Below are 10,822 nucleotides of genomic sequence, written 5' to 3'. Positions count from 1 at the left end.
GCTTAGTGGAACTGTTCTTCTTCGGTTGAGCCGGTCAGTGCTGTTACCGACGATTTGCCACCTTGAATCACGGTGGTCATGTCGTCGAAGTAGCCAGTGCCGACTTCTTGCTGGTGCGCCACGAAGGTGTAGCCCTTCGCTGCATCGGCGAACTCCTGCTCTTGCAGCTTCACATAGGCAGTCATGTCGTTGCGGGCGTAGTCGTGCGCCAGGTTGAACATGCTGTGCCACATGTTGTGGATACCCGCCAGGGTGATGAATTGGTGCTTATAGCCCATCGCCGACAGCTCGCGCTGGAACTTGGCGATGGTTGCGTCGTCCAGGTTTTTCTTCCAGTTGAAGGAAGGCGAGCAGTTGTACGACAGCAGTTGGTCTGGGTATTCCTTTTTGATCGCTTCGGCAAAGCGACGAGCCTCGTCCAGATCGGGCTTGGCGGTTTCGCACCAGATCAGATCGGCATATGGCGCGTAAGCCAAGCCACGAGAGATGGCTTGATCCAGGCCTGCACGCACCTTGTAGAAACCTTCAGGTGTGCGCTCGCCATTTACGAATGGCTTGTCATATGGGTCGCAGTCCGACGTCAGCAAATCGGCTGCGTTGGCGTCGGTACGAGCGAGGATGATCGTAGGAACACCGGCGACGTCAGCCGCAAGGCGTGCAGCGACCAGCTTCTGCACGGCTTCCTGCGTCGGTACCAAGACCTTGCCGCCCATGTGCCCGCATTTCTTCACGGATGCCAGTTGATCTTCGAAGTGGACGCCAGCGGCACCTGCTTCGATCATGCTCTTCATCAGCTCATAAGCGTTCAATACGCCACCGAAACCGGCTTCGGCATCAGCGACGATGGGCGCGAAGTAATCGATGTAGCCTTCATCGCCTGGGTTCTTGCCGGCTTTCCACTGAATTTGGTCAGCACGACGGAACGAGTTGTTGATGCGCTTGACCACGGTTGGCACTGAGTCAACCGGGTACAGCGACTGGTCGGGGTACATCGACTCTGCTGAGTTGTTGTCCGCCGCGACCTGCCAGCCAGATAGGTAAATCGCCTGAATACCTGCTTTCACCTGCTGTACAGCTTGACCACCGGTCAGGGCGCCCATGCAGTTGACGAAATCCTTATCAGGGCGGAAAGACGGCTTGGCGCCTTGTGTCACCAGATTCCAGAGCTTTTCAGCGCCCAATTTTGCGAATGTGTGTTCAGGCTGAACCGAACCACGCAGGCGGACGACGTCAGCAGCCGAATAAGTGCGAGTTACGCCTTTCCAGCGTGGATTCTCGGCCCAATCTTTCTCGATGGCTGCAATTTGTTGTTCGCGTGTCTGTGCCATGGGGTAAACCTCGTTGCATAGGTCTTGGGTGGTCTTGAGATAAAAGCTCCTTGCTCCACCAAACAAGCGTGCGCTTTTGGACGGCACGTCGATGGCTGCTCACTGATCAGAGGGGGGCGATCAAGCCTGCATTGGACGGGTGGCGACGGTTGAACGATGGGGCTCAAGAGAGGGAAGAGTGGGCGAGGAGGTGTCACGACGTTTGCATATGGCGGCTCGTGGGTGCCATGTAGTGCATTCGTCAAACTGTTTCACCAACTGACCAATAACGCTTCCGTCCCTCAGGACAACTTCGTTCCAGTCGCAACCTCGTCAAATTGCCTTGTGGGCGATACAGACACGAATCGGCTCAATTTTGGTGTGTTAGAGCGACGATCCGGAGGCTTTCTGCAAAGCCTCTGATTAGCGGGAGCGAGGCAATCATGCCTCGCCATTTTGGGTCCGTCAAACATTTTGTAGTGCTTTTTTTGAGGCACTACATCTTTAGTCGAATACGACTCCTCAGTCAGTTCCGGCCCCTCTGGTGCTGGTTTGCGGCTCACTCCAGGATGTCGACCTTGACCCGCAATGTCATGTCGTCGCGACCCTGTGTGGCGTAGCGGCGGGTCATTCCCTGCTCGTCAGCGCGAGATTGGTCACTGGTGCCAGCGAGCGTGATCCATTTGCCCAGTCGGCCGCTGACCTGAGTGTCGGTGCTCTGCACCTTGATGGCATCGGGGCGTTCCTGGCTCAGACGATCGCGATTGGTGCTGATGTTCAGGTGTACGATGTCCCCGGTAATGCTGGCAGTGACGTAAAACCCCTGCGTGACATTGCGGTATTGAGTGTTGGTTTGAGGGTAGCCATAGGCGTCGGTCTGGGTGCTGGTGACCGGCACGCTTTGGCCCACTTGAATCAGCGCTGGCGTGCCTTCATTGGCTTGTACTTGCTGAATGCCACCCTCGCGGCTGGTTGATCCGTAGTTGATGATTCGCGTCTGGCTGCGTCCGCTGACCTGTCCGTTATTCGCAATCACTGTGCCGTTGGCCGAAAAGCCGGAATTGTTCTGCTGGCTGTTGTCACTGGTATCGACGCTGATCAGTAAGCGTTTTGGTGCTGTATCCAGCTGTGATAGCAAGTCACGAATTTCGCCGATTTTGCCCGGTTCCGCATTGATAATCAGCTTATTGCCATAAGCGCTGACGGTGCCTTCATTGCCTAAAAGCGATTTGACCGTCGGTAGCAAATCATCGCTGGTATGGTAATTAAGAGGGATGATTTCTGTCGCGGCAGCGGCCGCAAAACTACACGCCAACAACAGGCAAGCGAGCAGGGTACGTAACGACATTTCTGTGATCTCCGCGATGGGTGCAACAAAGCGTTGAGTTTGACAGTTTGTCGGCCCGAAAAGAGCCAAGTTGAATCGTAGACGGCAGAACGCCTCGGTAACTCCGGCGTAGTCATCTGGAGTTAGGCGAGGCGTTCAGTGTGTGCGTAGCTCGATTTATTTCGAGTTGCGCACCATATCGACGTGCGGCAGGCCTGCTTCAAGGAACTCGTCGCTGACTACGGTGAAGCCAAAGCGCTCGTAAAACGCTGTGGCGTACACTTGGGCGCTGAGCTTTTGTTGCTGCAGGTCGCGGTGTTCGGCCTCAGCGATGACGGCATTAAGCAGCGCATCACCGACGTTCAGCCCACGCCAGTCTTTGAGTACTGACAAACGACCGATTTCCCCATCGGGCAGCAGCCGCGCTGTACCAATCGGAAAATCCCCTTCAAGTGCCAGGAAGTGCAGGGCGCTCGCATCTTCTGCGTCCCATTCCAGCTCAGGCGGAATCGATTGTTCGGCGATGAACACCGTTTCGCGGATGCGCCGGATGTCGGCGTTGTCCTTGTGCCAGTCAGCGATGCGTACCCGGATGTTATTCATCGGCAAACCCCAAGCTTCCTTGTTTGATCAGTTCACACAGCAGATCGCGACCGTTGTCGTCGGCCAGCCACTGAGCCAGGTTGTCCGAGTGCAGCGCGTCAGCGGCGCAGATCAGCTTCAGCAATTCACGTAGGCTGCCTGGCAGCAGACGGCTCTGACCACTGGCGAACAGCAGCAGGTCGTCGTCTACTTCCGACCACGCCAGGCGTGCGCTCGGATTGCGAATCAGCACAGCGCCTTGTTCGAGGCTGTCCAGCAGTTCGGATTCGTCCAGTTCCGGGCCGACCACCAGTTCCGGATAGCGCGGCTCGGTCATGAATTGGCCGAACCAGGTCAGCAGCAGGCGTTCGTCACCCATGTGTTCGGCGAGCAGCGCTTTCAAGCGGTCGAGGGCGTCGTGTTGAATCTGATGTGGATCGCTGACCGGCTGAACGTCAGGGTCGGTGTAGCGTTCTTCGTCAGGGATGAACTGGCCCAGAAAGTCAGTGAAGTGGGTGAGCACTTCAGCGGCGCTAGGCGCGCGAAACCCTACCGAATAGGTCATGCAATCGTCCACGGCGACGCCGCAATGGGCCAGGCGAGGCGGCAGATAAAGCATGTCGCCGGGCTCCAGCGTCCATTCTTCGGTGGCCTGGAAATCTGCCAGGATGCGCAGGTCTGCGTGTTCGAGCAGCGGGGTTTCGCTGTTACACATCTGGCCGATCTGCCAGTGACGCTTGCCCAGGCCTTGCAGCAGGAATACGTCGTAGTTGTCGTAGTGCGGGCCGACGCTGCCACCAGGAGCGGCAAAGCTGATCATCACATCATCGATACGCCAGCTCGGCAGAAAGCGGAAGTTTTCAAGCAGCTCGCTGACTTCCGGCACGAACTGGTCGACGGCCTGGACCAGTAGGGTCCAGTCACGCTCTGGCAGTTTGCTGAACTCGTCTTCGGCGAACGGGCCGCGACGCAGTTCCCATGGTCGTTCGCCATGTTCGATGACCAGACGCGATTCGACTTCTTCTTCCAGGGCCAGGCCCGCCAGTTCGTCGGCGTCCAGCGGATTCTGGAAATCCGTAATCGCCTGACGGATCAGCAGCGGCTTTTTCTGCCAGTAGTCACGCAGGAACTCGCGCGCCGTGATGCCGCCAAGTAGCTGAAGAGGAATATCAGGATTCATGTGTAACCTATTGAAAGATTGTACTTTTATAAACGAAATAAAAACGCCCGGCTCGGCCGGGCGTTCAGAGCGTAGGCGGTACTATCAGATGCGCTTGGCTTGTGCCACGGCGCTGCCAATGTAGTTGGCCGGGGTGAGCTTTTTCAGCTCGGCTTTGGCTGCCGCAGGCATGTCCAGGCTGTCGATGAACGTTTGTAGCGCTTCAGGGCTGATGCCTTTGCCACGCGTCAGTTCCTTTAACTTCTCGTACGGGTTCTCGATGTTGTAACGGCGCATGACCGTCTGGATTGGCTCAGCCAGCACTTCCCAGCAGGCGTCCAGATCGGCGGCGATCTTTTGCTCGTTGAGTTCCAGTTTGCTGATGCCCTTCAGGCTCGATTCGTAGGCAATCACGCTGTGCGCGAAGCCTACGCCCAGATTGCGCAATACGGTGGAGTCGGTCAGGTCGCGCTGCCAGCGGGAGATTGGCAGTTTGCTCGCCAGGTGCTGGAACAGCGCGTTGGCGATGCCCAGGTTACCTTCGGAGTTTTCGAAGTCGATCGGGTTGACCTTGTGCGGCATGGTCGACGAGCCGATTTCTCCGGCGATGGTGCGCTGCTTGAAGTAGCCCAGGGAGATGTAGCCCCAGATGTCGCGGTCGAAGTCGATGAGGATCGTGTTGTAGCGCGCGATCGCGTCGAACAGCTCGGCGATGTAGTCGTGAGGTTCGATCTGCGTGGTGTACGGGTTAAAGCCCAGGCCCAGCTCGTCTTCGATGAAGGCGCGAGCATTGGCTTCCCAGTCGATATCCGCGTAGGCCGACAGGTGTGCGTTGTAGTTGCCGACAGCGCCGTTGATCTTGCCCAACAGCGGCACGGCGGCAATCTGAGCGATTTGGCGCTCCAGGCGGTAAACGACGTTCGCCAGTTCCTTGCCCAAGGTGGTTGGGGAAGCAGGCTGGCCGTGAGTGCGCGAGAGCATCGGCACGGCGGCGAAACGGATCGCCAACTCGCGGATGGATTCGGCGATTTGACGCATGAGCGGCATCAGCACGGTGTCGCGACCTTCGCGCAGCATCAGCGCATGGGACAGGTTGTTGATGTCCTCGCTGGTGCAGGCAAAGTGGATGAATTCGCTGACCTTGGCCAGTTCCGGCAGCTTGGCGGCCTGTTCTTTGAGCAGGTATTCGATCGCTTTCACGTCGTGGTTGGTGGTGCGCTCGATCTCTTTCACGCGCTCGGCGTGTTCGAGGGCGAAGTCCTCGGCCAGTGTGTTGAGGATCGCGTTGGCTTGGGCGGAGAACGCCGGGACTTCAGGGATTTGCGGGTGAGCGGCCAGGCGTTGAAGCCAGCGAACTTCCACCAGGGCGCGAAAACGGATCAGGCCGTATTCGCTGAAAATAGGGCGCAGGGCCTGGGTTTTGCCGGCGTAGCGGCCGTCTACAGGGGAAACCGCAGTGAGCGAAGAAAGCTGCATGGGGTGTTCTCGGACAGTAGGGCAACGAAAAGGGGCGCGTATCATACATGAAAAAACAGCCGAGCTGACTTGGACTCGTCGCCGTAGATCGCGCAGTACTTGGTAATGCTGCCGTTGATGGAGTGAAAAAAATCAGCCGTGCATCAACGGATACAATTCTTTCAATAACTTGCGACGACTGATCACTAGCTGCCAGCGGTGCCCGCCCACTTGTCGCCAAAGACGAGCGGAGCGAATACCCGCCAGCAACAGTGCGCGGATTTTCGACGCATTGTTAGGTTGTTGCAGGTTGCGCATGTCTCCATGCACTTGAATCCGCTGACGCAGCGTGCTCAGTGTGTCCTGATACAGCGCACCACTGGCAGCGATCACGTTTTCATGAACGATGCCGAAGTGTTCCACCTGGGATTTGATCTGCGGTAAGCGTTTGCCAATGATTTCCAGCATGTCGTCGCGCTTGGCCAGTTGACGCTCCAGGCCGAGCATCGACAGCGCATAGCGCAACGGTTCGCGTTGCAGGGTGCCGGGGTCGCGCTCAAGGGCGCTGGCGAGGGCGCGGTAGCCTTCGCGCAGGTTTAGGTCGTCGCCACCATAGACATCCAGCGTATCCTTGGGGTCCAGTACCAGCAGGCTACCGAGCATGCAACCCACTGCGGCTTCACTGGCCTGGCCAGTCTTGGCGATTCGGTCCACTAGCACGGCAGCTTGAAACACACCGCCCAACGCCACCAATTGCTCCTGAAGCGGACTCATCAATGTCCATCCTTACTGTGCCAGGGTTCTGCCAGTTCGATGACGCCGCCGCCGAGACATATCTCGCCATCGTAGAACACGACCGATTGTCCCGGCGTCACAGCGCGCTGCGGTTCATCGAACGTGGCGCGGTAGCCGGCGGCGGTGCGTTCCAGGGTGCAGCGCTGGTCGCTTTGGCGATAACGGACTTTGGCGGTCAGTTGGCGCGGGGCGCTCAGGTCTATTTCATTGACCCAGTAGATTTGCGAGGCAATCAGGGCGCGGGAGAACAGCCATGGATGGTCGTTGCCCTGGCCCACGATCAGTTCGTTGTGCTCCAGGTCCTTGACCAATACGTACCATGGCTCATCGCTGGCGTCTTTCAGGCCGCCAATGCCCAGGCCCTGACGCTGACCGATGGTGTGGTACATCAGGCCCGCGTGTTGCCCGATGACTTCGCCTTCGGTGGTTTTGATTTTGCCGGGCTGCGCGGGCAAGTACTGCTTGAGGAAGTCAGTGAAGCGCCGTTCGCCAATAAAACAGATGCCCGTGGAATCCTTTTTCTTTGCCGTCGCCAGCTCGTACTTTTCGGCAATGGCGCGTACTTGCGGTTTTTCTAGTTCCCCAACCGGGAACAGTGTCTTGGCGATCTGTTCGCCGCCGACCGCGTGCAAAAAGTAGCTCTGGTCTTTGTTCGGGTCCAGACCTTTGAGCAGTTCGGTGCGGCCGTCGATGTCACGTCGGCGCACATAATGGCCGGTGGCAATCAGGTCGGCGCCGAGCATGAAGGCGTAGTCAAGGAAGGCTTTGAATTTGATCTCGCGGTTGCACAGGATGTCGGGATTGGGCGTACGTCCGGCTTTGTATTCTTCGAGGAAGTGCTCAAAGACGTTATCCCAGTACTCGGCGGCAAAGTTCACGGTGTGCAGCTTGATGCCAATGCGGTCGCACACGGCCTGGGCGTCTGCCAGGTCGTCCATGGCGGTGCAGTATTCGGTTCCGTCGTCTTCTTCCCAGTTCTTCATGAACAGGCCTTCCACCTCATACCCCTGCTCGATGAGCAGAAGGGCGGAAACTGAAGAATCCACGCCGCCGGACATGCCGACAATGACGCGCTTCTTCTCTGTATTGGAAAAGGCTGAATCAGACATAGGATTTCAATGGGTGGCTTGTAAAAGGACGCGATTCTAGCAGGGAGTCAGCGTCAAGGCGAAAAAGCTCTTTAGTCACGTACCACATCCAGGCTGTAAAGGGGGCCGGCGAGGTATTCGTCGACACAGCGCAACACCAGTTCGCTGCGCCAGCGTTCGGGTTGGCTGGCCAGTTGATCGCGAGTCATCCACGGCGCGCCGACAATGCCGGTGTCCAGTGTGAGCTCAGGGTGATGGCGAAGTGCTTTAGCGACAAAGCACACCCGTTGGTAGGTCACCCCGTTGCTGGGTGCGGTGTACAGGTAAATACCGACAACGCCGGTCAACTCGACATCCCAGCCGGTTTCTTCAAGCGTTTCGCGAATCGCCGCCTCACGCAGGGTCTCGTCGGGGTCCAGATGGCCAGCCGGTTGGTTGAGCACCAGCTTGCCGTTCTTTTGCTCTTCTACGAACAGAAAGCGGCCATTGTCTTCAACAATGGTGGCGACGGTGATGTGGGGTTTCCAGTCCATAGAGGCGTTCTCTGTTTTGGCTGTAGGAGCAATCGCGGCGATAAAAAACCCCGGCACTGGGCCGGGGCTCTTGTTTGCGTGTGAAGCAAACCTTACTAGAGCGCGCTAATCGCGTCGTTCAGGGTTTTGCTCGGGCGCATGGCTTTGCTCGCCAATTCCGGGGTGGCGAAGTAGTAACCGCCGATGTCCAGAGGCTTGCCCTGCACGGCGTTCAGCTCAGCGACGATGGTCGTTTCGTTGTCGGCCAGCGTTTTTGCCAGTTGAGTGAACTGCGCTTGCAGCGCGGTATCTTCGGTCTGGGCAGCCAACGCCTGAGCCCAGTACAGGGCCAGGTAGAAGTGGCTGCCGCGGTTGTCGATGCCGCCGACTTTACGTGATGGCGACTTGTTGTTGTCGAGGAATTGGCCTGTGGCCTTGTCCAGGGCAGTCGCCAGCACCAGCGCTTTCGGGTTGTTATAGGTGGTGCCCAAATGTTCCAGGGATGCCGCCAATGCCAGGAATTCACCCAGAGAGTCCCAGCGCAGGAAGTTTTCTTCGAGCAGCTGTTGCACATGCTTGGGGGCGGAACCGCCAGCGCCGGTTTCAAACAGACCGCCGCCACTCATCAGTGGAACGATCGACAGCATCTTGGCGCTGGTGCCCAGTTCCATGATCGGGAACAGGTCAGTCAGGTAGTCGCGCAGCACGTTGCCGGTCACCGAGATGGTGTCCTTGCCGGCGCGAATACGCTCCAGAGAGAACTTGATCGCGTCGACAGGCGACATGATGCGGATGTCCAGGCCCGAGGTGTCGTGATCCTTCAGGTATTTTTCGACCTTGCTGATCATTGCTGCATCGTGGGCACGCTCTGGGTCCAGCCAGAAAATGGCCGGGGTGTTGCTGGCGCGAGCACGGTTGACGGCCAGTTTGACCCAATCCTGGATCGGCGCGTCTTTGGCCTGGCACATGCGCCAGATATCGCCAGCTTCGACGTCCTGTTCCATCAGCACGACGCCTTTGTCATCCGTAACGCGGACAACGCCGTCGGTTTCGATCTGGAAGGTCTTGTTGTGCGAGCCGTACTCTTCAGCTTTTTGAGCCATCAGGCCAACGTTAGGCACGCTGCCCATGGTGGTCGGATCGAAGGCGCCGTTTTTCTTGCAGTCTTCGATGGTTGCTTGATAGATAGTGGCGTAGCAGCGATCCGGGATGACAGCCTTGGTGTCTTGCAGGACGCCTTCGGCGTTCCACATTTTGCCGGAATCACGAATCATCGCAGGCATCGAAGCGTCAACAATGACGTCGCTTGGCACGTGCAGGTTAGTGATGCCTTTGTCCGAATTGACCATCGCCAAAGGAGGACGGGTCGCATAGACCGCTTGCACGTCAGCTTCGATTTGAGCCTGCAGGTCGGCAGGCAACGACTTGATGCGCGAATACAGATCGCCGATGCCGTTGCTCAGGCTGAAGCCGATTTCTTTGAGTACGTCAGCGTGCTTGTTCAGCGCGTCTTGATAGTACTCGGCAACGAACTCGCCAAACATGATGGGGTCGGAGACCTTCATCATGGTGGCTTTCAGGTGTACGGAGAACAGAACGCCCTGCTTTTTGGCGTCTTCGATCTCTTTGGCAACGAAGGCGCGCAGCGCTTTCTTGCTCATGGTCGCGGAGTCGATGATTTCACCGGCCAGTACCGAAGTCTTTTCCTTCAGGACCTTGGTAGTGCCGTTTTTGCCGAACAGTTCGATCTTGACGACGCCATCCGCTGCGATCAGCGAGGACTTTTCGCTGCCGTAGAAGTCGCCGTTATCCATATGCGCAACGTGGGATTTGGAGTCTGCACTCCAGGCGCCCATTTTGTGTGGGTGCTTGCGAGCGTAGTTCTTGACCGAAAGCGGCGCGCGGCGATCAGAGTTACCTTCGCGCAGCACCGGGTTCACGGCACTGCCTTTTACTTTGTCGTAGCCAGCCCTGGCAGCCTTGTCGGCGTCGGTAATCTCTTCGTCCGGGTAGTTCGGGACGTCATAGCCCTTGGCCTGCAACTCCTTGATTGCCGCTTTCAATTGCGGAACCGAGGCACTGATGTTCGGCAATTTGATGATATTGGCCTCTGGCGTAGTCGCCAGCGCGCCAAGCTCTGCCAGATCGTCGGACACTTTCTTGTCGCCCAGGCGCTCGGGGAAGCTGGCCAGGATACGGGCGGCGAGAGAGATGTCGCGGGTTTCAACAGAGATATCAGCAGGGGCGGTAAAGGCTTTGATGATAGGAAGGAGTGAGTAGGTGGCGAGGGCAGGCGCTTCGTCGGTGAAGGTATAGATGATCTTCGAACGGTTGGGCATTTCGGGATAACTCTCTTCTTTGCTGAGCGTACACAAAATTTCGAGATGCACAGGGTAGGCACTTTCGCCCAAGTATCGATGAGCCGAAAGTCGAGAATTTCGTCGCGTGATATGGGGTACATAGTCGAGCGTCAAGCAGGTCCTCTGGAGGGCTGAAAGTCTCGTTTCAGATGGCTAGGCCCCCAATGACTCAATGGTCACGGGCGGCAGTATACCACCGGTCCGGGCCATTAATACGAGGGTAGTGTGAACGCTTTG

Annotated in this window: 9 protein-coding genes; all 9 read right to left on the bottom strand. The window is 57.5% G+C overall.

Translation table 11 applies throughout. The annotated features are described in order from the left end of the window. Nucleotides 1–2: 2 nt before the first annotated feature. Nucleotides 3–1,328: an isocitrate lyase gene (gene aceA, locus VGC62_RS23175; protein ID WP_331189411.1), complete on the bottom strand. Its 1,326-nt coding sequence runs from the start codon at nt 1,326–1,328 to the stop codon at nt 3–5. A 538-nt stretch (nt 1,329–1,866) separates the two neighbouring features. Continuing rightward, the gene (locus VGC62_RS23170) at nt 1,867–2,655 is read right to left on the bottom strand and encodes a secretin N-terminal domain-containing protein (RefSeq protein WP_331189410.1); all 789 of its coding nucleotides are present in this window, start codon (nt 2,653–2,655) and stop codon (nt 1,867–1,869) included. A gap of 156 nt (nt 2,656–2,811) precedes the next feature. Further along, the gene (locus tag VGC62_RS23165; protein ID WP_331189409.1) at nt 2,812–3,237 is read right to left on the bottom strand and encodes a GNAT family N-acetyltransferase; all 426 of its coding nucleotides are present in this window, start codon (nt 3,235–3,237) and stop codon (nt 2,812–2,814) included. Beyond that, the gene (locus VGC62_RS23160; RefSeq protein ID WP_331189408.1) at nt 3,230–4,396 is read right to left on the bottom strand and encodes a cupin domain-containing protein; all 1,167 of its coding nucleotides are present in this window, start codon (nt 4,394–4,396) and stop codon (nt 3,230–3,232) included. Before VGC62_RS23160 ends, VGC62_RS23165 begins: the two co-directional genes overlap by 8 nt. 84 nt (nt 4,397–4,480) lie before the next feature. Next, nucleotides 4,481–5,851 (bottom strand): adenylosuccinate lyase, encoded by a 1,371-nt coding sequence (purB, locus tag VGC62_RS23155; protein WP_331189407.1) that lies wholly within the window; start codon nt 5,849–5,851, stop codon nt 4,481–4,483. Nucleotides 5,852–5,983: 132 nt separating this feature from the next. Further along, nucleotides 5,984–6,604 carry a high frequency lysogenization protein HflD gene (gene hflD, locus VGC62_RS23150; RefSeq protein WP_331189406.1) on the bottom strand — a complete coding sequence of 207 codons (621 nt, stop codon included), beginning with the start codon at nt 6,602–6,604 and terminating at the stop codon, nt 5,984–5,986. Beyond that, nucleotides 6,604–7,734, bottom strand: coding sequence for a tRNA 2-thiouridine(34) synthase MnmA (gene mnmA / locus VGC62_RS23145; RefSeq protein ID WP_331189405.1), 1,131 nt, complete (start codon nt 7,732–7,734; stop codon nt 6,604–6,606). The genes hflD and mnmA overlap by 1 nt, the downstream gene beginning before the upstream one ends. 71 nt (nt 7,735–7,805) lie before the next feature. Continuing rightward, complete coding sequence (locus tag VGC62_RS23140; RefSeq protein WP_331189404.1) at nt 7,806–8,246, bottom strand: NUDIX hydrolase; 441 nt, start codon at nt 8,244–8,246, stop codon at nt 7,806–7,808. Nucleotides 8,247–8,341: 95 nt separating this feature from the next. Continuing rightward, entirely contained in the window at nt 8,342–10,564 is a 2,223-nt protein-coding gene (locus VGC62_RS23135; protein ID WP_331189413.1) for an NADP-dependent isocitrate dehydrogenase, read from the bottom strand. Nucleotides 10,565–10,822 lie beyond the last annotated feature (258 nt).

The organism is Pseudomonas sp. (assembly GCF_036404235.1).
Classification (GTDB): domain Bacteria; phylum Pseudomonadota; class Gammaproteobacteria; order Pseudomonadales; family Pseudomonadaceae; genus Aquipseudomonas.
The sequence above is the reverse complement of the archived record's forward strand: the minus strand, read 5'-3'. Positions and strand labels throughout refer to the sequence as shown.